The sequence below is a fragment of the Novosphingobium sp. DS6-6 genome (assembly GCF_057784975.1).
Window position 1 is genome coordinate 449,201 of the sequence record NZ_JBYNTS010000001.1, and the last position, 24,061, is coordinate 473,261.

The 24,061-nt window shown below is 64.3% G+C and carries 17 protein-coding genes; 14 read left to right on the forward strand and 3 right to left on the reverse strand.

The genetic code is table 11. From position 1 onward, the window contains the following. Positions 1–55 precede the first annotated feature (55 nt). The 4 genes from AC3EDY_RS02070 (at position 56) to AC3EDY_RS02085 (ending at position 6,206) form a co-directional block, all read left to right on the forward strand. Complete coding sequence (locus AC3EDY_RS02070; RefSeq protein WP_488570776.1) at positions 56–1,231, forward strand: efflux RND transporter periplasmic adaptor subunit; 1,176 nt, start codon at positions 56–58, stop codon at positions 1,229–1,231. Between the two features lie 7 nt (positions 1,232–1,238). Beyond that, positions 1,239–4,406, forward strand: a complete 3,168-nt coding sequence (locus AC3EDY_RS02075; RefSeq protein WP_488570777.1) for an efflux RND transporter permease subunit — start codon at positions 1,239–1,241, stop codon at positions 4,404–4,406. Beyond that, complete coding sequence (locus tag AC3EDY_RS02080) at positions 4,403–5,845, forward strand: efflux transporter outer membrane subunit (protein ID WP_488570778.1); 1,443 nt, start codon at positions 4,403–4,405, stop codon at positions 5,843–5,845. The genes AC3EDY_RS02075 and AC3EDY_RS02080 overlap by 4 nt, the downstream gene beginning before the upstream one ends. An 82-nt stretch (positions 5,846–5,927) precedes the next feature. Next, a complete protein-coding gene (locus tag AC3EDY_RS02085; RefSeq protein WP_488570779.1) occupies positions 5,928–6,206 on the forward strand; it encodes a hypothetical protein in 279 nt (92 codons plus the stop codon). Positions 6,207–6,263: 57 nt separating this feature from the next. Here the strand turns inward: AC3EDY_RS02085 and AC3EDY_RS02090 are convergent, their stop codons facing one another. Continuing rightward, entirely contained in the window at positions 6,264–7,367 is a 1,104-nt protein-coding gene (locus AC3EDY_RS02090; RefSeq protein ID WP_488570780.1) for a Gfo/Idh/MocA family protein, read from the reverse strand. 30 nt (positions 7,368–7,397) lie between these two features. On the opposite strand from AC3EDY_RS02090, the gene AC3EDY_RS02095 reads away from it, so the two are divergent. The 6 genes from AC3EDY_RS02095 to AC3EDY_RS02120 all read left to right on the forward strand — a co-directional run bounded on the left by AC3EDY_RS02095 (position 7,398) and on the right by AC3EDY_RS02120 (position 15,808). Beyond that, positions 7,398–8,306 carry an aldo/keto reductase gene (locus AC3EDY_RS02095; RefSeq protein WP_488570781.1) on the forward strand — a complete coding sequence of 303 codons (909 nt, stop codon included), beginning with the start codon at positions 7,398–7,400 and terminating at the stop codon, positions 8,304–8,306. Further along, the gene (locus tag AC3EDY_RS02100) at positions 8,303–9,364 is read left to right on the forward strand and encodes an LLM class flavin-dependent oxidoreductase (protein ID WP_488570782.1); all 1,062 of its coding nucleotides are present in this window, start codon (positions 8,303–8,305) and stop codon (positions 9,362–9,364) included. Before AC3EDY_RS02095 ends, AC3EDY_RS02100 begins: the two co-directional genes overlap by 4 nt. A 79-nt stretch (positions 9,365–9,443) precedes the next feature. Then, positions 9,444–10,688, forward strand: a complete 1,245-nt coding sequence (locus tag AC3EDY_RS02105) for an MFS transporter (RefSeq protein ID WP_488570783.1) — start codon at positions 9,444–9,446, stop codon at positions 10,686–10,688. A 64-nt stretch (positions 10,689–10,752) separates the two neighbouring features. Further along, positions 10,753–13,047, forward strand: coding sequence for a TonB-dependent receptor (locus tag AC3EDY_RS02110; protein WP_488570784.1), 2,295 nt, complete (start codon positions 10,753–10,755; stop codon positions 13,045–13,047). Between the two features lie 360 nt (positions 13,048–13,407). Further along, positions 13,408–14,889, forward strand: a complete 1,482-nt coding sequence (locus AC3EDY_RS02115) for an ATP-binding response regulator (RefSeq protein WP_488570785.1) — start codon at positions 13,408–13,410, stop codon at positions 14,887–14,889. A 1-nt stretch (position 14,890) separates the two neighbouring features. Beyond that, on the forward strand, positions 14,891–15,808 hold the full coding sequence (locus AC3EDY_RS02120; RefSeq protein ID WP_488570786.1) for a response regulator transcription factor: 918 nt from the start codon (positions 14,891–14,893) through the stop codon (positions 15,806–15,808). Between the two features lie 34 nt (positions 15,809–15,842). Here AC3EDY_RS02120 and AC3EDY_RS02125 read toward each other — a convergent pair whose 3' ends face one another. Further along, positions 15,843–16,370 (reverse strand): Rid family hydrolase, encoded by a 528-nt coding sequence (locus AC3EDY_RS02125; protein WP_488570787.1) that lies wholly within the window; start codon positions 16,368–16,370, stop codon positions 15,843–15,845. Between the two features lie 273 nt (positions 16,371–16,643). Here AC3EDY_RS02125 and AC3EDY_RS02130 point away from each other — a divergent pair, with 273 nt between their 5' ends. The 4 genes from AC3EDY_RS02130 (at position 16,644) to AC3EDY_RS02145 (ending at position 23,425) form a co-directional block, all read left to right on the forward strand. Beyond that, entirely contained in the window at positions 16,644–19,193 is a 2,550-nt protein-coding gene (locus AC3EDY_RS02130) for a TonB-dependent receptor plug domain-containing protein (RefSeq protein ID WP_488570788.1), read from the forward strand. A 134-nt stretch (positions 19,194–19,327) separates the two neighbouring features. Next, positions 19,328–21,301: a tetratricopeptide repeat-containing sulfotransferase family protein gene (locus AC3EDY_RS02135; RefSeq protein WP_488570789.1), complete on the forward strand. Its 1,974-nt coding sequence runs from the start codon at positions 19,328–19,330 to the stop codon at positions 21,299–21,301. A gap of 31 nt (positions 21,302–21,332) precedes the next feature. After that, positions 21,333–21,788: a c-type cytochrome gene (locus tag AC3EDY_RS02140; protein ID WP_488570790.1), complete on the forward strand. Its 456-nt coding sequence runs from the start codon at positions 21,333–21,335 to the stop codon at positions 21,786–21,788. Between the two features lie 47 nt (positions 21,789–21,835). Continuing rightward, positions 21,836–23,425, forward strand: a complete 1,590-nt coding sequence (locus tag AC3EDY_RS02145; protein ID WP_488570791.1) for a flavin monoamine oxidase family protein — start codon at positions 21,836–21,838, stop codon at positions 23,423–23,425. A 49-nt stretch (positions 23,426–23,474) separates the two neighbouring features. Here AC3EDY_RS02145 and AC3EDY_RS02150 read toward each other — a convergent pair whose 3' ends face one another. Then, entirely contained in the window at positions 23,475–24,053 is a 579-nt protein-coding gene (locus AC3EDY_RS02150; RefSeq protein WP_488570792.1) for a GNAT family N-acetyltransferase, read from the reverse strand. Positions 24,054–24,061 lie beyond the last annotated feature (8 nt).

Consider the following 24,061-nt stretch of genomic DNA (forward strand, 5'->3'; position numbering starts at 1 on the left):
AGTAGCGACCTGTGAGTGATCGCTCACTCTCATACACATATCGGCAGGGTTTTGCATGACATTTTTGCGGCACATCACTCCGGCACTGGCACTCGCTTTGGCAGCCTGTGGATCGCCGCCTCCAGGAGCGGGTGGCCCGGGCGGACCTGGCAATGAAGGCGCACCGCCCGTGGCGGTTCTGGCGGTGCAGCCCGAAGCCGTATCGGTTACCGAAGACCTTCCCGGCCGCACCGTCGCCTATGAGACGTCGGACGTGCGTCCGCAGGTCAACGGCCTGATCCAGGCGCGGCTGTTTACCGAAGGTGATACGGTGCGCGCCGGGCAGCCGCTCTATCGCATCGATCCCGCGCCTTATCAGGCCCAGGTGATGAGCGCGCGCGCGGCGCTGGCCAAGGCCCGGGCCTCTATCGTTGCCGCAGAGGCCCAGGCACGCCGCTATGGCGATCTTGTCAAGATCAACGCGATTTCCCGCCAGGATTATGACAACGCGGTCAGCACTGCCGGCCAGGCCCGTGCCGAAGTGGCCGCACAGCAGGCTTCGCTGCGTTCGGCGGAGATCGACTTGGCGCGCACCACGATCCGCGCGCCGATCGGCGGACGCATCGGCCGCTCGCTTACCACCACCGGCGGGCTGGCTTCGGCCGCTCAGACGACGGCGCTCACCACGATCCAGCGCATCGACCCGGTCTTTGTCGACATTCCGCAATCCAGCGCCCAGTTGCTGAAGCTGCGCCGCCGGATCATCGAAGGCAAATTGACGAAGGACGGCAAGGCCAAAGTGCAATTGATCCTGGAGGATGGCAGCACCTATCCGCTCAAGGGCGATCTGCTGTTCACCGATGTGACCGTTGACGAGGCCACTGGCTCGCAAGTGTTGCGCGCGGTCTTTCCCAACCCGCGCAGCCTGCTGCTGCCGGGGATGTTCGTGCGGGCAAGACTGACCCAGGGCACGGTGCAGAATGCCATGCTGGTGCCGCAGCAGGCGGTCAACCGTGACGAGCACGGCGATCCGGTGGTCATGGTCGTGGGCGCGCAGAACAAGGCTGAGCAACGCAAGATCCAGACGGCGGGGACCGCGGCGGATAAGTGGATCGTGACCGGCGGACTGCGCCCCGGCGACAGGGTGATTGTCGAAGGCGGCATGCTGCTGCAACCGGGCATGACGGTAACCCCGCGGCCATGGGATCCCAACGCCCCCGCCCTGCCGGCCGCACCGGCCAAGGGGAAGTAACCGCGCCATGGCCCGCTTTTTCATCGACAGGCCCATCTTTGCATGGGTCATCGCCATCGTCCTCATGCTTGCGGGCGTGCTGGCGATCCGTTCGCTGCCGATCTCGCAATTCCCGGCCATCGCGCCGCCGGCAGTCTCGATCACCGCCACCTACCCCGGCGCCGACGCCGAAACGCTGGAAAAGACCACCACCCAGATCATCGAACAGCAGATGAAAGGGCTGGATCATCTGCGTTATTTCTCGTCCTCGTCATCGGACGGGACAGTGACGCTCACGATGACTTTCGAGCAGGGCACCAATCCCGATATCGCCCAAGTGCAGGTGCAGAACAAACTGCAGGCCGCAACGCCCCTGCTGCCGCAGGAAGTGCAGCAGCAGGGGTTGCAGGTGGCCAAGGCGACGCAGAACTTTCTGCTGGTGATCGGCCTCTATTCCGAAAACGGCGCGCACAACGCCCCCGATCTTGCCGATTACGTCGTTTCCAAGCTGCAGGATCCGCTTTCGCGCGTTTCGGGCGTGGGCGACACGCAGGTGTTCGGTTCGCAATACGCGATGCGGGTGTGGGTCGATCCGCTCAAGCTCAACCAGTACGGCCTTTCGATCGCGGATGTGACCAGCGCGCTGAGGGCGCAGAATGCCCAGGTTTCCGCGGGACAGATCGGTGGCCTTCCCGCACCGCAGGGGCAGATGCTCAATGCGACGGTTTCCGTGCAGTCGCGCCTCGCCACGCCCGACCAGTTTGCCGCGATCCGCCTCAAGACCGGCACCGGCGGCGCCGTGGTGCGGCTGAGCGATGTGGCCCGGGTGGAGATCGGGGCTGAAAACTATGGCTTCGATTCCAAATGGAACGGCAAGCCGGCGGCAGGCGTGGCGATCAAGCTGGCGCCCGGTGCCAATGCGTTGAGCACCGTCGATGCCGTCAAAGCGCGGGTGGCGGAGCTTTCCAGACAGTTCCCGTCGGACGTCAAAGTCATCTACCCCTACGATGCCACGCCTTTCGTGCGGCTGTCGGTGCGGCAGGTCGTCGAGACCCTGGTCGAGGCGGTGATCCTGGTGTTCCTCGTCATGTTCCTGTTCCTGCAGAACTGGCGCGCGACACTGATCCCCACCATTGCCGTTCCCGTCGTGCTGCTCGGCACGTTCGCAGTGATGGCCGCCGCCGGCTATTCCATCAACACGCTCACGCTGTTCGGCATGGTGCTGGCGATCGGCCTTCTGGTGGACGACGCGATCGTGGTGGTCGAGAACGTCGAACGCCTGATCGTGACCGAGCATCTGAGCCCGATCGACGCCGCGCGCAAATCCATCGACGAGATATCGGGCGCGCTGATCGGCGTTGCCATGGTGCTGGCGGCGGTGTTCCTGCCGATGGCGTTCTTCGGCGGATCGACCGGGGTGATCTATCGCCAGTTTTCCATCACCATCGTCTCGGCCATGGTGCTTTCGGTGATGGTTGCCCTGGTGCTGACGCCGGCGCTCTGCGCCACCATCCTCAGGCCTCACCGCCAGCAGGACAGCGAAAGCAACGGCGTGCTGGCGCGGTTCTTCCGCTGGTTCAACGAAAAGTTCGATAATGGCCAGCGCCGCTACGAACACGGCGTGCAATCGACCGTGCGCAACTGGAAACGCTCGATGGCGGTCTATGCGCTGATCATCGGCGGGCTGGTGCTGCTGTTCTGGCGGCTGCCGGGCGGGTTCCTGCCCGACGAGGACCAGGGCATCGTCATCGCGCTGGTCCAGGGACCCGCCGGCTCCACCTCTGCGCGCACGGACAAGGGCCTCGGCGCGATCCGCGACCACTTCCTGAAACAGGAAGCGGGCAACGTGCAAGGCGTGTTCACCGTCGGCGGCTTCAGCTTTGCGGGGGCGGGCCAGAATACCGGCATTGCCTTCGTGCCGCTCAAGCCCTGGTCCGAGCGTCCGGGCCATGCCAACCGGGCACAGGCCATCGCCGGACGCGCGATGGGCACGTTCGGCGCTTATCGCGACGGATTGATTTTTGCCGTGACCCCGCCGGCCGTGCAGGAACTGGGCAATGCCACCGGGTTCGACCTGCAACTGGTCGATCAGGCCGGCATCGGTCACGCGGGTCTCGCGGGGCTTCGCAACATGATGCTGGGCATGGCCATGAAGGACCCGCGCCTGGTGGGCGTGCGTCCCAATTCGCTTGACGATGCGCCGCAGCTCAAAGTCACTGTCGACCAGGACAAGGTAGGCGCGCTGGGCCTTGATCTTTCCACCGTGAACAGCACGATAGCCACGGCCTGGGGCGGCAGCTACGTCAATGATTTCGTCGATCGCGGGCGGGTCAAGCGCGTGTTCATCCAGGCCGATGCGCCTTACCGCACCGCACCCGAAGACCTGGACAAGCTGTTCGTGCGGTCGAGCAACGGCAGCATGGTGCCTTTCAGCGCGTTTTCGACCATCACCTGGGTCAGGGGGCCAACCCAGTTGACCCGGTACAACGGCTCGCCAGCCATGGAGATCCTGGGAGCCCCCGCCCCCGGCACGTCGACCGGCGACGCCATGGCCGCGATCAAAGCGATCCATGCCAAGCTGCCGCCGGGCACCGCGCTGGAATGGACCGGCCTGTCCTATGAGGAAAACCTGTCCGGCGGGCAGGCCCCGGCGCTCTATGCGCTGTCGCTGCTCTTCGTGTTCCTGTGCCTTGCGGCGCTTTACGAGAGCTGGTCGGTGCCGCTGGCGGTGATCATGGTGGTGCCGCTGGGGGTGGTCGGCGCGCTTCTGGCGGCAACGCTGACCGGTCTCAACAACGACATCTATCTGCAAGTCGGGCTGATCACCACGATTGGCGTTTCCGCCAAGAACGCCATCCTGATCGTGGAATTCGCGCAGGAGCGCATCCGCGACGGCATGGGCGCGTTCGAGGCAGCCGTATCGGCGGCGCGCCTGCGCCTGCGGCCGATCCTGATGACCAGCCTGGCGTTCGTGTTCGGCGTCCTGCCGCTAGCGGTGGCGAACGGCGCCGGTGCCGGCGGACAGAACGCCATTGGCCGAGCCGTGGTGGGCGGGATGATCTCGGCCACGGTGCTGGCGATCTTTTTCGTGCCGATGTTCTTCGTGGTGGTTCACAACCTCTTCGCAAGGCGCCAGCAGGCAGAGCCCCGCCATCCCCAGGACGATGCTGGCGCCCCGGCGCCGCAGGGAGCATGAAAACAGTGACAGGAATCCGTTTCGCCGCCGCCGCCGTGCTGCCTGCGCTGCTGCTTTCCGGTTGCAACATGGCTCCGCGCTATGCCCGTCCGGCCCCGGCCGTGCCGCCTGCATTGCCGCAGGGCAGCGGCGTCTATCCCGCCGCCGATCCGCAGCAGACGCAAGACCTGAGCCGCATTGGCTGGCGCGCGTTCTTTCGCGACGACCGCCTGCGTCAGGTGATCGAGCTGGGCCTTGCCAACAACCAGGACCTGCGCCTGGCGGCTGCCAACGTGCTGCAGGCGCGCGCGCAATACCGGGTCCAGCGAGCCGCACTTTTTCCCGCCATCAGCGCCAGTGGATCGGGCACTTATACCAATACCGCGTCTTTTGCCGCCACCAGCGGCGGCGCGGTGCCCGTGGGAACGTCGAACATCCAGTATTTCAGCGGCAACGTCGGGCTTTCTTCCTACGAGATCGACCTGTTCGGCCGAGTGCGGAACGAGACGAAAGCCGCGGTGGAACAGTATCTTGCCAGCGAAGAAGGGCGTCGCTCCACCCGCGTCACGCTGATCGGCGAAATCGCCGCAGCCTGGCTCACGCTGGCCGCGGACCGCGATCAGCTGGCCACCGCGCAACAGACGCTCGATGCCTATGCCAAGACGCTGGAGTTGACGAAAGCGCAATTCAATAGCGGCGTACAGTCGGCGCTGGAAATGAAACAGGCCGAAACCGGCTATCAATCGGCGCGGAACGACATTGCCGTGCTGCAGACCCAGGTGGCGCAGGATCTGAACGCATTGCAACTGCTGACGGGAGCCACGGTGCCCGAGGAACTGCAGCCGCAAAGTCTGGGCCCGGACATCGTCACGCTCGATGTGCTGCCGGGCAATCTGCCATCGGACGTTCTGCTGCGCCGCCCCGATGTCTTGCAGGCCGAACATCAATTGATTGCCCGCAATGCCAATATCGGCGCGGCACGGGCTGCGTTCTTTCCGCGCATTTCCCTGACTGCCACGATCGGCACGATCAGCGGGACTTTACGGACCCTGTTCGGGGAAGGCACCGGCACTTACAACGTGGTGCCGTCGGTCAACGTGCCGCTGTTCGATTTCGGACAGAACAAGGGCAATCTCGATTATGCCAAGGCATCGCGCGATGCCGCAGTGGCAACCTATCAGAAAACGATTCAGACGGCGTTTCGTGAAGTGGCCGATGCCCTGGCGGCGCGGGGCACGCTCGACGAGCAGGTTGCCGCGCAAACCGCCCGCGCCGATGCGGCAAAACAGGCGGCGATGCTGTCCGACGCGCGTTTTCGCGCGGGCGTGGAATCGTTCCTGATCGCGCTTGACACGCAGCGCACCGTTTATTCCGCGCAGCAGCAACTGGTGACCACGCGGCTCAACCGCGCCAACAACCTCGTCACGCTCTACCGTACTTTGGGGGGCGGTCTCGACTGAACACCCGAAGCGCGAACGCCCCTTGCCAAAGGCCCCCGCTTGCATAGGATATCCTCCTTAACAAGACGGCGTGAGGTGGGCGATGACCGATCGTATTCAGGAAGGCATGACCGACGCGGGGGAAGAAAGCCTCATCATTCTGGAATCGCTGCTCTGCCTGATGCGGGAGAAAAACCTGCTCACGCGCGGCGATATAGAACTGCTGTGCCAGAAGGTTGAACGTCGTACGGCGGACGCCGGCTATACCCCCCTGCCCTGCAAGGACAGCAGCGCGAACGAAGCGATCGGCTATCTGCGCCGGCTGTCGGCCTATCTGGGCCAGCGCTACGGCGGAAAGCACATGCGGCGGCCGATCAACTGATACCGGGCTGCACGGATTCCGACCCATACGAATGCCCGGCGCCGGGCGCCGGACGGTTCAGGCCGGAACCTGCATATCCAGGACATCCTCGATCGCCACGACGCGATGTTCGCGCGCGCTGATTTCGGCGGCAGTGCCGATCGCCACGGCCATGAGGCCGTCATGCGCGCTCACCAGCACGTCTCCCTCCCCGCGCACCGCACAGGCAAAGGCCTTGTGCTGGTAATAGGTAGCACCGTGATGCGATCCGGCGGCAAGGGCCGCCTCGTCGACCGCCACGTGATGCCGCTCCACCGCCTTGGCCCCGGGCCAGGGCGCTCGCGGCGACCAGACCAGATCGCCAGGCGGGATCAGCACGTCGAGCCGGCCCTTGTCGCCCGTCGCGCTCATTTCCTCCTGATGCTCGGCGCCTTCGGCGAACATGCACAGGTCCAGCATGGCGCGGGTGCCATTGGCGAAATCAACCGTCGTAAAACTGTTGTCGATGATATCGGGCCGCGCGCCATTGTAACGTTCGTCGAGATGATTGACGTCCATCGCGCCGGAGCAATACACGCGAACCGGTTCGCTTTGCGTGATCAGGCGCATGAGATCGAAGAAATGGCAGCATTTTTCCACCATCGTGCCGCCGGTCTTTGCGGAAAAGCGGTTCCAGTTCCCCACTTTGGGCAGAAACGGAAACCGATGTTCGCGGATCGAGAGCATGCGCAGGGTGCCCACCTGGCCGCCATGGACCGCGTCGATGAAAGCGGCGGCGGGGGGCATGAAGCGATACTCCATGCCCGTCCAGAACAGGGCCTTGCGCGCGGCCGCCTGCTCCACGACCCAGCGGGCATCGGCCATGGTGGTGCACAGCGGCTTTTCGCAGAGGATCGCCGCGTCGCTGGCCAATAGCGGTTCCAGCACCGCGCGATGGGTGAAGTTGGGAGACGCCACCACCACGGCATCCACACCGCCGGCCGCGATCAGGCTGGCTGCATCGGCATGGACGGCAACGCCGCCCGCCCGATCACCCAGCGCATTGCACGCCCAGTCGCGCGACGTCGGCTCCGGATCAGCGATGGCCACGATCTCGGCATCGGGCAGCAGCTTGATATTGTGGATATGCTCCACGCCCATCATGCCGGTGCCGACGAGGCCGTAACGCAGTTTTCCTACCATCACCTTGCTCCTTGTGCCATGGCGCGTTCCATGACGAACCTCAGCCTAAAGACCGAACCCGTCGCGCTCGGCAAGAGCGGACTTGGCGTTTTCCCGATCGCATGGGGCATGTGGCGCCTTGCCAGTGCGGATGGCAAAGACGATCCGGGCGCCGTGGCTGCCAGGATCGAAGCCGCGCTCGATGCCGGGGTGACGCTGTTCGACACGGCCGATATCTATGGTTGCGACACGCCAGCGGGCTTTGGCGGGGCAGAGACACTGCTGGGCCGGGCGCTGGCTGCCAACCCGCAGTGGCGTGAACGCATGGTGATTGCCACCAAAGGCGGCATCTGGCCCGGCAAGCCCTATGACTCGACATCCGATTACCTGCGCAGCGCGATCGATGCATCGTTGCGGCGGCTGGGCCTGCCCTATGTCGATCTTTACCAGATCCACCGCCGCGATTTCCTGGCCCACCCGCGCGAGGTTGCAGACGCACTGGTGGAAATGGTCGAGGCAGGGAAGGTGCGCCACGTGGGCGTCTCGAACTACAGCCCGGCCGAACTTTCCGCGCTTCAGGCTTTCCTGCCTGTTCCGCTGGTTTCCACCCAGCCCGAATATTCCGCGGCGCGCATCGCCCCGCTTTATGACGGTACGCTGGACCAGGCGATGGAGCGCGATCTGGCCGTGCTGGCCTGGTCGCCCCTGGGCGGCGGGCGTCTTTCCGATCCGGCCCATCCCGTGGGGCATGTGCTGGCGCGGCATGGCGCTGCGTTCGGTGCCGATGCCAGCGCGGCAGCGCTCAGCTGGATCATGGCCCATCCGGCGCGGATCGTACCCATCGTGGGATCGCAGCAGCCGCAGCGCATTGCCGCCCTGCGCGATGCGTTCAAAATCCAATGGACGCGGGAGGAATGGTATGGCGTGCTCGAAGCCGCGCGCGGAGAACGCATGCCATGACCCGGAAACCGTGCGAAATCAGCTGGTTTTCAGCACTTTGTGATGACGATTATGAATACCTGGGGCAACCCGATCCGGCGCTGCAATCCAGTTGGGAACATTGCCGCAATATCGTGCTGCGGGCCGAGGAAGGCGGTTTTGACAATGTTCTGCTGCCTTCGGGCTATGCGCTGGGTATCGATACCACGGCCTTTGCCGCCGCAATCGCCACGCAGGTGCGGCGCATCAAGCTGCTGATGGCAATCCGCGTCGGCGAAATGTGGCCACCGCAACTGGCCCGGCAGATCGCCACGATCGACCAGATCCTGGGCAGGCGGCTGACGATCAACATCATTTCCAGCGACATGCCGGGCGAAGCACTGGACGGTGCGGCCCGCTATGAACGCACCGACGAGGCGATTGTGATCCTGCGGGCCTTGCTGGCCGGCCAGCCGCTCGACCATCGGGGCCGCTTCTGGAACCTCAGTCTGGAGGCGCCGCGCATCATGCGACAGGCACCCCGCGTGCCGGCATTCTATTTCGGCGGCTTGTCAGAGCCTGCGCGCGAAACCGCCGCCAGGGGTTGCGACGTCTATCTGATGTGGCCGGACCGGATGGAGGCGGTGAAGGATATCATCGCCGACATGACCGCGCGTGCCGCCCGCCACGGGCGCGCGATCCGCTTCGGCTATCGCGTGCACGTGGTCGTGCGCGAAACGGAAAGCGAAGCGCGCGCGGCCGCAGACCGCTTGCTGTACAAGCTCGATGCAGCCGAAGGGGCGGCGATCCGCGCCAGGTCGCTGGATTCACAGTCGGTGGGCGTGCAGGCCCAAGCCGCCCTGCGCGAAGCGGCCGCCCAGGATGGGTATGTCGAAGACAACCTGTGGACGGGCATCGGCCGCGCCCGCTCCGGCTGCGGCGCCGCCATCGTCGGCGATCCCGATCAGGTCATCGCCAAAATCAATGCTTATCGCGCGGCGGGCATAGAGGCGTTCATCCTGTCCGGCTATCCCCATGCGGGCGAGGCGGACCTGTTTGCCCGCCATGTCCTGCCGCATATCGACCATGCGCCGCTTTAATCTCTACCAGTAAAGTTGAAATTTCTGGCACTCCCCTGGTTCCGGCCTTAACACCTGTTGCAAAGGAGTGCTTCGAGCCATGACCACCCTGCTCAGCCCGCGGCATCGCCGGGTCCTGTTCCTGCTGGCCCTGACGGCACAGATTCTCAATCTGGTGGACCGGCAGATCATCGCTGTGCTCAAACCGACGATCGCGGCGGACCTGAACTGGACCGACGACGATTATGGCACGCTGGCCGCGCTGTTCCAGATCGGAGCGGCCTTTGGCTTTCTTGGCGCGGGCTGGCTGGCCGACAGGCTCGGCGTGCGCCGCGCCAACGCGTTCGGCGTGGCGGCCTGGTCGCTGGCGGCGATGGCGCATGGTTGGGCACGCAGCTTTGCCGGGTTCATGGCCTGCCGGATCAGCCTTGGCGCGACCGAGGCCATGGGCACGCCTGCCGGCATCAAGACCATGGCGGCAATCTTTCCCCCGGCGCAGCGATCGACCGGCTTCGGCCTGTCCAATGCGGTCAATTCCATCGGCGCGATCGTGGCACCGCTGGCCATACCCGTTTGGGCGGCGCTGTGGGGCTGGCGCGGGGCGTTCATTGCGGCAGGCGCCCTGGGCCTTGCCTGGGCCGTGGCCTGGTGGCTGGTCACACGCAGGGTGGATTTCGATGAAGCCCCGGTGATCGCCGATGCAGAAGCCAACCCTCGGCCGATCTGGCGCGAACGCCGCACCTGGACGATTGCCGGGGCCAAAGTACTGTCTGACGCCACATGGTTCCTCATGCTGTTCTGGATGCCGGACTATTTTCACCGCGCGTTCGGTTTGACGGGAACGGAACTGGGGCCTCCGTTGGCGCTTGCCTATGCCGGGGCGGCGGTGGGCTCGGTTCTGGCCGGCACGGTATCGAGCCGGTGGATCGCCGCGGGCCAGACGGTCGATCGAGTGCGCAAGCGCATGATGCTGGCCTCGGCCGTCGTGGTGGTGCCCGTGCCACTTGCCCTGTCGATGCCTGGTCCCTGGGCCGCCGCGGCGGTTCTGGCCCTGGCTCTTGCCGGTCACCAGGGCTTTTCCACCAGCCTGTTCGGGCTGATCGCCGATGTGACACCGCGCCAGCGGGTGGGCCGCGTGACCGGATTTGCGGCCTTTTGCGGCAATCTCGGCGGAACGGCGATCACCAAGATCGCCGGACTGACACTGGCCGCTGGGCTCGGCTACGGCCCACTTTTTGCTTTTGCAGCAGCATCTTACCTCTTGGCGCTGGGATGGATTGTGCTCACCATGCCACGCATCGTGCCTGTGGAAAGAAGCGAGGCGGGCATTGTGATGAGCCACTAAAGAAAAACTTTCTTCTCTACCAAAAAGGTTGAATATAACGCAACGGCGTTCAAGGGAGACATCAATGCTTCAGTTTTGCGTATCGTATCGCCGTGCCTTGCTGCTGGCCGGCGCATGGATCGTGCCTACCGCCGCTTTTGCCCAGGATGCCGCCCCGGCGCCGCAAGCGTCGGCCGAGGCCAGCGCGCCGGATGCCGCCGTGCCCGGCGAAATCCTGGTCACCGCGCGGTTCCGCAACGAAAGCCTGCAACAGGTGCCGATCGCGATCAGCGCGATCAGCGGCAAGTCCCTGAACGACCGCGCCATTCACAATCTTCAGGACCTGTCGGCCAGCGTGCCGACGGTCGATTTCCGCAATGGCGCGTCGAACAAGGACCGCACCGTCTTCGTGCGCGGCGTGGGCACGATTACCACTTCGCCCGGCGTCGAGTCGTCGGTTTCCACCGTGCTCGACGGCGTGGTGCTCAATCGCCCCGGGCAGGCGACGCTGGACGTCGGCGAAGTGGAGCGCATCGAAGTGTTGCGCGGCCCGCAGGGCACGCTGTTCGGCAAGAATGCCTCGGCCGGCGTGATCAACATCGTCACCGCCCAGCCTACCCAGGACTTCCACGCCTATGTCGATGGCACGGCGACCACCGACGAGGAATACCGCATCAAGGCGGGCATCACCGGCGGCCTGACCGACAGCGTGGCTGCCCGGATCGACGGGCTTTACACCAATTATAAAGGCAACGTGTGGAATGCCGTCACCGGAAACCACGTCAACGGCTTTGAACGCTATGGCCTGCGCGGGAAGGTGGAAGCACGGCCGAGCGATGCCCTGACTCTGACCCTGGCGGGCGACTGGCTGCACAGCTACGACACGACGTCCAACGGCGTCTATTCCAGCACCAGCCAGATCGCCTATCCCACCAACGCGGTCACGACGTCGGCAACGCTGGGCAGCATCCTGACCGGATACGGCATCACCGCCAGCCCTTCCAACCGCACCGCGGCAACCACGTTCGATACCAACGTGCGCGATGACAACTTCGGCGCGTCGCTGACCGCCGATCTCTCGCTGGGCGATTACAAGCTGACGTCGATCAGCGCATGGCGCGGCTGGAAGAACAACCAGCGCCAGGATCTCGACGCCACGCAGGCGCCGGTTTCGGTCCAGGCCCAGACCGAAGATCGCGGCACGGTGGATACGAACCAGTATTCGCAGGAACTACGCCTCACGTCTCCCAAGGGCAAGCTGGTCGATTATGTCCTGGGGGCCTATATCCTGCGCGCGGAAACCGACGAACGCTATCAGCGTGACCTTACGCGCACGTCGGGCCTGACCACCGGCATTGCCAATTACGGCATTCGCGCCAACAACTATGCCCTGTTCGGCGAAGCCAACGTGAATTTCACCAGTGCGTTCCGGGCCATTGCCGGCTATCGCTCCACCTGGGACAAGCTTGCGTACTATCACCTGCGCACGTCGACCGCCGATCCCAACAACACCGGCAGCAGTGCGCTCGATGCACCGGGCATTCGCGCCTATCACAACAGCAATGGCAGCACCTCGACGCGCGGCGATTCCTGGCGACTGGGCCTGCAGTGGGACGCCAGCCGCCTCACCCAAGTCTACGGTACCTGGTCTCGCGGTTACAAGGGGCCGGCGTACAACACCTTCTTCAACATGCGCTTGAACGACCAAATCGCGCTTTCGCCCGAAACGTCGGACTCGTTCGAAGTGGGCATCAAGGGCAGCACGGCCGATGGATCGTTCCGCTATGCGCTGGCGGCCTACTCCACCACGTTCTACAACTATCAGGCGAACGTGGCCGATCTGGTCAACGGCACGGCGGTTACCCGCCTGATCAACGCCGGCAAGGTGCGTTCTCAGGGCGTGGAAGCGGATGTGACGCTGACGCCCGCCAAGGGCTTCAGCGTCGATATCTCCGCGGCTTACAACAATGCCAAGGTGGTTGCTTTCAACTGCCCCGTGGGACTGCCGGCCAGTTGCGACATCAACGGCCAGCCGCTGCCCTTTGCCCCCAAGGTCAAGCTCTTCGGCAATGCCGCCTATCGCTTCGCACTGACTTCGGCGCTCGATCTGGAACTGCAGAGCGACATCTCGTTCAAAAGCGAGACCCAGTACCAGCTGACGCAGACGCCCAGCACGATCCAGCCGGCCTATGCCATCTGGAACGGCAGCGTCGCGCTGCTCGGCAGCAACGACGGGTGGCAGTTGCGCGCCTATGTGAAGAACATCGCCAACACCCACTATGCCAACTTCCTGGCCAATGGCGGGGTGGCGGGGACCGTGCGCTTCGTGCCGCGCGACGATGTGCGTTATGGCGGGCTCAATCTGCGCAAGAAGTTCTGATCGGCCGATCCCGCGCCTGCCCCGATGCGGCGGAACGCATCGGGGCAGGTGCGGTAAGGTTGCCTTTGCCGCGGCTGGTCCAACTGGGGCTGTTTCTTTCGTGCTCGATCGCGGCAGGTATGTGTTGCATTGCACCGAAAACGGTTCGATCCGGGACACGATCGTACTTGAAACTCGTCACGTTCGCGTGCACAAATCCTGCTGCGGCGCAAACAAGAGAACCGCGCCCGGGGTCGATAACGCAATGTCCATGACGTTTGGGGCGGAACCGGAAATGCCGGCGTCCGGCCATGTTGCAGTCCGATGCAGGCGCGCGGCCTTGCGGGTGTCGAACGTCAGTTGCCGGGCGGATGCCGTTTGATGGTTCAGGCAGCGCCGCGCGCGAACAACGATCGGGCGCCGGATGCGCCCGCCATGCGCGACGAGGCAGACAGACTGGCCGAGCTGGAGCGGGCCTGCGAAGCGGCGCAGGCCGCCAATGCCGCAAAAAGCCTGTATCTTGTCGGCGTCAGCCACGAGATCCGCTCTCCGCTGAACGTCATTTATGGCTATGCCCAGCTTATCGAACGCCAATCCGATATCGATCCGCGCGATGCGGCCAGGGTGATCCTGCGCAGCGCCGAACATCTGATCGATCTGGTCGAAGGGTTGCTTGACATTTCGCTGGTGGAGAACGGCATTACCCGGGTCGCGCGCGACGTGGTGCGCCTGCCGGCGTTTCTTGACCAGCTGGTGCGCATGTTCGAACCCGAAGCGCGAGCCAAGGGCCTGGTCTTCCACTATGCCGCGCCGCCCGGCCTACCGGAATTCGTGCGCACCGATCAGAAACGGCTGCGCCAGGTCCTGATCAACCTGATCAGCAACGCGATAAAGTTCACCGACAATGGCAGCGTCACCTTGCGGGTAAGCCATGCCGGCGAAGTGGCCCGGTTCGAGGTGGAAGATACCGGTCCCGGGATCGCCCCGGAAGATCGCGACCATATTTTCACCCCGTTCGAACGGGGTGCGGCCCAGGCGGAAACGACCAGAGGCTTTGGCCTGGGCCTGCCGATCGCCCGCGCGATCATTCACATGCTGGGCGGCGATATCGAGGTACGCAGCACGCACGGCGCGGGCAGCACCTTTTGCGTGCGGATGATGCTGCCCAAGGTATGGGTGCCGGGCGAACCCGTGCCCCGCCCCGGGCGCATCGTCGGCTATACCGGCGCGCGCAGGTCCATCCTGGTGGTGGACGACGACGCGCAGCAGCTTTCCTTCGTGCGTCACGCGCTGCGCGACGTGGGCTTCGAAGTGGCCGTGGCCCCCTGCGGGCAAACCGCGATGGCGCTGTGCCAGGGGCAGCGGTTCGATCTCGTGCTGCTCGATGTCCAGATGCCCGGATGCTGCGGGTGGGACATGGCCGCGCGGCTGCGCGCCGATTTCGGCAAGACGCTGCGGATCGTGATGCTGTCGGCCAATGCCCATGAACGCCATGGCCCGATGGGCGAAGTGGCCGGCAATGCCGAAGCCGCGCACGACCTGTTTCTGATCAAGCCGATCGAAATCGGCCGCCTAGTCGATGCGATCGGCCAGCAACTGGGGCTGGAATGGCAATGCGCGGACGCGCAGCCCGTGGTGACGGCGCGCCCGGCCGGAGGCCCCGATCCCCTTCCCCCCGCGGCGCGGCCTCATCTCGAGCGGCTCCGCGAACACCTGCGCATCGGGCATGCCCGGGGCATCGCCAGCGAAATCGCCGCGCTGGAGAAAGCCGTGCCCGACGCCGGTGATCTGGTGGCCCGGCTCTATACCAAGCTCGACCGGTTCGACATGGCAGGCCTTGCCCGCATTCTGGAAGAGCTTTGACATGGCTGCGCCCCAGGCACGCCGCGATACCGTTTTGATCGTCGATGACGAGCCGGGCGCTCTCCATCTGCTGACCGATACGCTCGAGGCGGGCGGGCTTCAGGTACTGGTCGCGACATCGGGCCAGACGGCGCTCGACCTGTTGCAGCACATCGTGCCCGATCTTGTGCTGATGGACGCCATCATGCCGGGCATCGACGGTTTCGAAACGACGGCGCGGATCAAGGCCAACCCGCAGATCGCCCATATTCCGGTGATTTTCATGACTGGGCTTACCGAAAGCGAACATGTGATCGAGGGGTTTGAGGTGGGCGGCGTCGATTACGTGCGCAAGCCGATAAACCTGCAGGAATTGCTGGCCCGCGTGCGCGTCCATCTCGGTCATGCCCGGGCCGTGCAGGCCAGCACGGCGAGCCTCGATGCCACCGGGCGTCTGATGATGGCAACCGATACCAGCGGCTTTCTGCTGTGGTGCACGCCGCTGGCCGAACAGGCCATCAATCGCATCGCGCCGAGCTGGCGTCGCGATCAACCCGCCCTGCCCGACGAACTGCGCCACAGCGTGAACCGGCTGCTGACCAAAAGCGAAGCCGGTAGCAGCCTGCGTATCGAACAGGCCGAGGGGACGCTGGAACTGGTGCTGATCGCGCGCTATCGCGAAAACGAAGTGCTCATCAGGCTCAACGAGCTGAACCCGCAGGTCGATGCCCGGCGGCTGCAAAGCCATCTCTCGCTGACCGAGCGCGAGGCCGAAGTGCTGCTGTGGATCAGCTATGGCAAATCGAACGGCGATATCAGCGAAGTGCTGTCGATAAGCCCGCGCACGGTGCAAAAGCATCTCGAACGCATTTACGAAAAACTCGGGGTGGAAACCCGGGCGGCCGCAGCGGCCATCGCGATCAAAGTCATCGCACGCTGATCGCGATCGCCGCGCGGCGGCCTGCGGCGCAACCTTACTTTTTGCGCGCCGCTATCGCTTCGATCTCGATCAGGAAATAGGGCCCGGCAAGTGCGGCCACCTGAAACGTCGAGCGCGCCACGGTGGTGGGATTGTCCGCCGTCTTGAAGAACTGCTTGAACCCTTCGTTGGCACCGGCAAAATCCATGTGCCCGGTCTTGGGATCGGCGGCCACGAACAGCGTCAATTTGACAAGATCGGCCATCTGATAACCGCGGCTTGCCAGCAACGCCTTGATCTTGTTCAGCACGCTGACCGTCTGAGTCTTGGTATCGCCCAGATCGTCCACCGATTTCACGTCGGCAAAGGTCTTTTTGGGATCGATCGGCGAGGCAAGCTGGCCCGACAGGAAGAACAGGTCGGTGCCCGCGGCAACTTCGGCGCCGTCGAGGATCAGCGCGCCGGGATTGGCTTGAAGCTTGGTGACCTGGGCCTGGGCAGGAACAGCAGGCGCCAACGCGGCGGCGAAAGCAAGGCCGAGAGCGGCAAACATGCGGCGCTGTGGGCCGATGGAAAGAGACATGGCGGTTCCTTGATAAGTGGCAGCATCTGGCAGAGCGCGTTCCCGACGCGCCATGCATCCTAATGTCTGCACCGCAACGCGTGATACGACAATCAGCGTATGGGCTTTACCGGGAAATTGCCGTCCAGTGCCGTGATGAAGCCCGGGAGCCGCAACAGGCGGCACCGGGATGCGAGGGCAGGATCGGCCCCGGCATCGCGCCGAGGGACGACCCGCGCCGCCGTAAAGGGGAGTGGATGCGGGAGGAGGGTTCGTCTCAATGGGGGCAAAGTCATGTCAGCCTATTCCCGTATTGCAATTGCATCGCTTCTCGCGTCGGCCGCCGTACCGACCATCGCCATGGCGCAAGACGCCCCCGCTGCCGAACTGCCGCCGGGGGAAGACATCATCGTTACCGGCACCCGCGTTATCGGCATGCGCGCATCCGACAGCGCCGCCCCGGTGCAGGTCATCGGCACGCAGGCCTTTCAGTCGGTGGGTCAACAGGAACTGACGCAGGTTCTGGCGCAGAGCCTGCCGTCGCTCAATTTCCAGGCCTTCGGCGGCGATACCGCGAACCTGACGCTGACCGCCGCGCTGCGCGGGCTTTCGCCGAACGACACGCTGGTGCTGGTCAACGGCAAGCGCCGCCACACCACGGCCAACCTCGCCGTGCTGGGCGGTTCGCCCTATTCGGGATCGGCCGCCGCCGATTTCACGTTCATTCCCACCAACGCCATCAGCCGCATCGAAATCCTGCAGGACGGCGCCGCCGCGCAATATGGCTCCGATGCCATCGCCGGCGTGATCAACATCATCCTCAAGGATCAGTCTTCGGGCGGCCTGTTCACCGCCACGGCCGGGCAATTCTACAAGGGCGACGGGGAAACCGTATCGGCCGCGTTCAACATCGGCACCAAGCTGGGCGACAACGGCTTCCTCAACCTTACCGCCGAATACAAGTATCACGATCATACCCAGCGCGGCGGCTGCGATCGCCGCTATTTCACGGAAAACTGCGAGGTACGCCCCGTCGGCCCCACTTTCAGCGCTTTGAACGAGGCTGGGGTGAGGTCCAACCAATATTTTCCGCGCGTGAACAACATCAACGGGGACGCACGGTTCACCGTCTACAACTTCATGTTCAACGCCGGTTATGATCTGACGGCCGACATTCAGGCCTATGCCTTCGGCAGCTATGGCAACCGCAATGCCAGCTCGTTCCAAAACTATCGGCCTGCATCTCGCATATCGGGTACAACCAGCACGGGGGCAACCGTCTATCCGCTGCGTTCCGGCTTCAATCCCAAGGAAGGCCTGCGGGAAGAGGATTTCTCGGGCACGTTCGGCCTGAAAGGGATCGTCTCGGGCTGGGCATGGGATCTGGCCGGAACCTATGGCCGCGATTCCGTCGCGCTGTACACGCTCCAATCCGCCAATCCCGCGCTCTATGCCGAGCAGCAGTCGCAGAACGCCAACGAAATCGGCCTTCAGCGCGATTTCTATGCCGGCACGCTGGTCAACAGCGAATGGAGTGTCGATCTGGGCGTGACCAAGGATTTCGAACTGGGTCTGTCCAAGCCGCTGACGCTCGCGTTCGGCGGACAGTGGCGCCGCAACGGTTATGGCATCCAGTCGGGTGAATTTGCGTCCTATTACTCCGGCGGCCCGCAGTCCTATCCTGGCTTTGCGCCGGCCGACGCCGGCTTCTACACCCGTCGCTCCATCGCCGGCTATGTCGACGTGGCAGTCGATCCGGTCAAGGGCCTGCATGTCGACCTGGCCGGGCGCTATGAGCACTATTCCGATTTCGGCAATGTCTGGAACGGCAAGGCCACGGCGCGCTATGACTTCAGCCCGGCCTTTGCTCTGCGCGGCACGGTTTCCAATGGGTTCCGCGCGCCAACCCTCGCCGAGCAATACTATTCCTCGGTCAACGTCGGACCAACTTCGATATTTGGCCAGCTCCCACCCAATTCCACGGCTGCAAAAGTGCTTGGTTTTGGCGATCTCAAACCAGAAAAATCGACCTCGTTCTCGGCCGGCATTGTCACCCATCCGGGCGGGGGCCTTCAGATCACAATCGATGCGTATCAGATCAAGCTGAGGGACCGCATTGTACCATCTGCGTCGATTGTCGGGTCGCAGCAAGGTCAGACGGTATCGCAGGCGGTCCTTGACGCTCTGACGTCGCGTGGTGTCAGCCTTACCGATGCAACATCCTATGCCGGGATCAACATTTTCACCAACGGTGCCGACACGCGGACCCGCGGCGTGGAAGCCACGGCTGATTACACCAGCGATTTCGGTGACGTCAAAGCAGCTTGGACACTGGGCTTCAATTTCAACCAGACCACGCTTCTGAAAGTCAATCCTTTGCCTTCGCAAGTAAGAAACGAATCCATAGGCCAGACATCCCTGCTCGATCCCAATTCGACCGACGGGCTGACGACGGCAACGCCGCGCGTAAAAGTGATCGGCAACGTATTGTTCACGTTCGGCTCGTTCTCGATCAATCTACGCGAAACGATCTATGGCTCTGCCCATCAGCGCACCAATTATGCCGGCACCGGCATCGACGATCCAAACAATCCTAACGACGGTTACACAGTCCTGCGCACGGGAACGACGGGGATCACCGATCTCAACGTAGGCTACAAGCTCACGCCAAAGATCCGCTTCGACGTAGGCGCCAACAACCTGTTCGACATCCAGGCACCCACCGTGCCCACGGTCGGAGGTCGCCCGGCCAATGGTGCCAACGTCTACAACGCGCCGATTTCGTTCACGCCGTGGGGCATCAATGGCGGCTATTACTACGCGCGCGTCACGGCCACGTTCTGACGGCATGACTGCAATCCATCCCCGGCATCGATGTGCCGGGGATGCGATGGCCGCGCCGGAACGGGGGTGCGCGCAAGCGCCCGTACATATCCGGGCAAGCATGTCGTTCATTGCAAGCAGGGCGGCCCACGGTCATGGCATCAGGTTCTAATGTGGCAAGCGATCCCCTTGCCGAGGCGGCCGCGGCCCTGGCAACGCGGCCTGCCAAGGCAGAGCGGCTGGCACGCGGGCTGGTCAGCCGCAATCCCGACGATCCCAGACCGCGGTTGATCCTGGCTTCGGCGCTGCGGCGCCTGGGCCGTTTTGCCCAGGCGCTGCCGCTATTGCTCGATCTGGCAAGGCGCTGGCCGCAAGCTGCCCGCACGCGCTATGAGCTGGGTATGGCACTGTGCGGTCTCGGGCGGGGGCAGGAAGGCGATCAGCAGCTCGACGCGGCAGTGGCGCTCGATCCGCATCATGCCGAAGCATGGCGTGCCATTGCCGACCGGGCCTTTGCCTGCGGCGCCGTGACGCGGGAACGCGCGGCGCTGGCTGCGCTGGCGCGGATCGATGCCGATCACCCCGATCTGGGCCGCGCGGCGGAACTGGTGGCGCTGGGCCGTCACGGTGAAGCTGACCCGATCCTGCGGCGCTTCTGCCTTGCCTATCCCCACCATGCCGAAGGCGCGCGGTTGCTCGCTGCCTGCCACATTGCCCATCGCACGGTCCATGCCGCCGAAACGCTGTTGCGCCATGCGCTTGCGCTCGACCCGCAGTCTCCGCGCGTCCGTTTCGACCTGGCCCATGCCCTGTTTGCCGCGCGCCTTGCCGAACAGGCGCTGGTCGAGCTGTCCCCTCTGCTGGCCGCAGAGCCTGACAATCCGGCCTACCTCAACCTTCAGGCCGCGTGCCTCGGCCTGCTGGGCGACGATCGCGCCGCCGCGGCGATCAATGCGCGCCTGGCACAGGCCTTTCCGGCCAACCCGGGCGTTGCGATAAACCATGGCCACGCCGCCCGCACCGCCGGCCAGCGCGATACCGCGATCCGCGCCTATCGCCATGCCACGATACTAGCACCGCATCTTGGCGAGGCCTGGTGGGGCCTTGCCAATCTCAAGATCGGGGCGCTCAGCGATGCCGACGAGGCGCAGATGCGCGCACTCATCGACGGCCCGCTGTCCGATGACGATCGCATGCACCTGTTCTATGCCCTGGGGCGCCGGCTGGAAGACCAGGGCGACGCGGGCGAAGCTTTTGCCTGGTATGCAATGGGCGCGGCGCTGGCCCGGGTGAAGTTCGGCGGAGCCGGCCAGGATTACGGGGCGCAGGCGCGCGAAGTCTGCATGCTGCATTCCGCGCGGTTTCAGAACGAGCGGGCAGGCCTTGGCGCACCAGACGGGGCGCCGATCTTCATCGTCGGCCTCCCCCGCTCGGGTTCCACGCTGGTGGAACAGATCCTTGCCAGCCATCCCGCCATCGAAGGGACGATGGAGCTGCCCTATATCGGCAGCCTTGTCGGCCGGATCGCGCGCGAAGGGGGCGCCGCCCGCCTGACATCGGCCAGCGCGGCCCAGTTGCGCGACTGGGGCGAGGAATATCTGGCGATGGCGCAAGTCCACCGTCGCCTGGGCCGGGCGCATTTCATCGACAAGATGCCCAACAATTTCCGGCATATCGGGCTGATCCGCCTGATCCTGCCCAATGCGCGGATCATCGACGTGCGGCGCCATCCGATGGCGGCGTGCTTTTCCGGCTTCAAGCAATTGTTCGCGGAAGGGCAAGAATTCTCATACGATCTGGCAGACCTTGCGGCCTATTATCGGCATTACCTGGCAATCGTGCGCCATTTTCACACGGTTTCGCCCGGCACTGTGCACACACTTGTTTACGAGGATCTGGTGGACGATACCGAGGGGCAGGTACGCGCCATGCTGCACGCGCTGGGTCTGCCGTTCGATCCGGCATGCCTGCGCTTCTTCGAGAACGATCGCGCGGTGCGCACCGTCAGTTCCGAACAGGTTCGTCAGCCGATCTATCGCTCGGGCCTCGACCAGTGGCGCAAGTTCGAACCTTACCTTATGCCACTCGCCCAGGGCCTGGGCGATACGCTCGACAACTGGCGCCTGTAATCATGCCGATATTGACCGCAAAGAGAATGTCATGACAAGAAAATCGCAATTCGTCGCGCTTGCGCTGGGTGCCACCGCCTTTGCCACCTGCGCCACGCTGGCAACGCCGGGATTTGCCCAGGACCGGCCCGGGCCAGGCGGCGGCACTGTCGAAGTATCGAACGAAGGACAGCAGGTCTATGAACAGATCTGCCAGGCCTGCCACATGGCTGACGCCAAGGGTGGCGGCGAACCGGGCGCGATGATCCCCGCCCTTGCCGGCAATGCGAACCTGGCGAGCAAGGACTATCCGATCATCGTGGTGATGAAGGGCCGCGGTGGCATGCCCTGGTTCAACGGCGTGCTGACCAAGGAGCAGATCGCCGCGGTGATCACTTACGTGCGCGGCCATTTCAACGCCTACCCCGATCCCGTGACCGTGGCCGATATCGATCGCATCGCCGCCGCCGATCCGCCCGTTCCCGAATGCAACACCTGCGGCCATTGAACCGCGCCGTTCCACCCGATTCCCGATCCGACCACGAAGGGTTTGTCATGCAAGAGTTCTTCACGCCTCCCACGCGCCGTGCCCTGCTTACCATGATCGGCAAGGCTGGCGGTGCCGCGGCGCTTTACCAGGCGATGACTGTGCTTGCGCATGCGGCCGACAGCCAGTTCACCGGCCCGCCACGGCTGTCAGGCGCGCGTCCGGGATCGACGGTGCTGGTGCTGGGCGCTGGGCTCGCCGGCATGCTGGCGGCTTATGAATTGACCAAGGCGGGTTACAAGGTTCAGATCCTGGAATTCCAGGGCCGTGCCGGCGGGCGCAACTACACGGTGCGGGGCGGCGATACGATTGCCGAAATCGGCTCCAAACAGCAGGTCACGTTCGCGCCGGGCAACTACCTCAATCCCGGCCCGTGGCGCATTCCCTATCACCACCGCACCGTTCTGCATTACTGCAAGGAACTGGGCGTGGCGCTCGAGCCGTTCCTGCAGATCAACCACAATGCCCTGATCCACAACAGCAAGGCATTCGGCGGCAAGCCCCAGCCCTATCGCGATGTCATGGTCGATTGGAAAGGCCACGTTTCCGAACTGCTGGCGAAGTCACTCAAAGCCGGCGCGCTCGATACGACCGTTACGGCCGAAGACAAGGCCCGCCTGCTCGAAGCGATGCGCGATTGGGGCGTGCTCGACAAGAACATGCAGTACACCAAGAGCGCCAAGGTCGGCGATCAGCGCGGTTGGCAGCGCCCGCCCGGCGGCGGTGTCAACGGCGCACCGATTCCCAACGATCCGTTCAGCCTCAGCGAAACGCTGGACAGCCGGGTTTGGCAATCCCTGGGCTTCTTCGCCGAACATGTGATGCAGACCACGATGTTCCAGCCCAAGGGCGGGATGGACCACATCGGCAAGGCGTTTCAGGCACGCGTGGGCAAGATGATCCGGTTCAACACCCGCGTCACCCGCATCGCGCAGGACGACAAAGGGGTGAGCGCGGCCTGGACCGACACAAAAACCGGCGCAACCGGGGAAACCCGCGCCGACTGGATGGTCTGCACTATTCCCGCACCGGTGCTCAACCAGATCGATTTCCAGGTTTCGCCCACCAAGAAAGCGGCGATCCGCGCCCTTCCCTATGGCAATTCGGTCAAGATCGGCCTGGAAATGAAGCGCCGGTTCTGGGAAACCGACCACGCCATCTATGGCGGCATCTCGTTCACCGACCAGGCGATCTCGTTGATCTCCTATCCGAGTGCGGGATGCTTTACCGATGGCCCGGCGGTCCTGCTCGGGGCCTATCCGTTCGGCGCCGGTGCCTACATGCTGGCAGGCATGACGCCGGAAAAGCGCATTCAGGCGGCGCTGGACCAGGGATCGGTATTCCATCCGGCCGAATACAAGGCCGAATTCCGTTCGGGCGCATCGGTGGCCTGGAACCGCATGCCGTGGATCCTGGGCTGCTGTGCCACCTGGACGGAAGAAAGCCGTGCGGCGCATTATCAGGATCTGGTGGCGATGGAAGGCCGCATCGTTCTGGCGGGCGAGCACTGCTCGTATTACGGATGCTGGCAGGAAGGCGCGTTGCTGTCTTCGATCGACGCCATCACCCGGCTGCACCAGCGCGCCTCGGCCGCCTGATTGCGGGATCATGCCCCGTGCGGACGGGGCATGATCCCGCGCCGGGCCGTCAGGCCGGTTGCGCGGGTGCCAGCTGCTTGCCCATCCGCACCAGTGGCACGGCGATACCCTGGGCCACGGCCTCTACCTCCTCGATCGGATCGTATCCCGCCGCCCGATAGAGCGGGAGCCCGCCCATGGTGGCCATGAGCTCGGCCCTGACAAAGCCCTCGCGCATGGCCGCCTGCTCGCATTCCTGCAGAATCAGACGGCCGATACCCTGTCGCACGAAAGCAGGGCGGGTATACATCGCCCGGATGCGCGCGGGCTCGCTCGCCGGATCGAGCAGGCGCGGATTGCGCAACGGCGCGCTGTGATCCCCACCATAGAGCGTGGCACGGCGGCTCCACCCGCCGCAGCCGGCGATCTGTCCGTCCCGTTCCACCAGCAGATAAGTCCCGTCGGCGATGAGCTGGGTGTCCAGCCCCATCACCGTGTGGCTGGCGGCCACTTGCGCGGCCGAAAGCACATCGGCCAGAAGCGTGTCGATGGCGTGGGCGATCAAGGGTTTCAGCGCCGGAATGTCGGCCGCGGTGGCCCAACGCATGGCAAGCACGCCGTGGTCTGCCGGATCGGTTTGCTCGGTCATTGGCCCTC